This window comes from Vibrio sp. 10N.222.49.C9 (genome assembly GCF_041474985.1).
In the GTDB taxonomy this organism is placed as follows: domain Bacteria; phylum Pseudomonadota; class Gammaproteobacteria; order Enterobacterales; family Vibrionaceae; genus Vibrio; species Vibrio crassostreae_C.
Genome location: NZ_JBFRVD010000666.1, coordinates 1 through 290 on the forward strand (window position 1 = coordinate 1; position 290 = coordinate 290).

1 protein-coding gene is annotated in these 290 nt (G+C 50.0%); it reads left to right on the forward strand.

Annotation, left to right across the window (positions count from 1 at the left end; translation table 11 throughout):
• A partial coding sequence (locus AB4585_RS24985) for an RNB domain-containing ribonuclease (protein WP_372171449.1) occupies positions 1-290 on the forward strand: 290 nt, incomplete at both ends.

Consider the following 290-nt stretch of genomic DNA (forward strand, 5'->3'; position numbering starts at 1 on the left):
AGAGCCGTCACCGACTGATTACGCCGATTTGATGCACGTTGTCACCCAGCGACCGGATAAAGAGCTGATTCAGACAATGTTGCTACGCTCAATGAAGCAAGCTGTGTATAATCCCGACAACGCTGGGCACTTTGGACTAGCACTGAAGCGATACGCACACTTCACGTCTCCTATTCGTCGCTACCCTGACTTATTGTTGCACCGAGCAATCAAGTACTTGATTGCCAAGCAAGAAGGTCGCAATCAAGACCGATGGACTCCAACGGGTGGCTTCCATTACTCCTTTGATG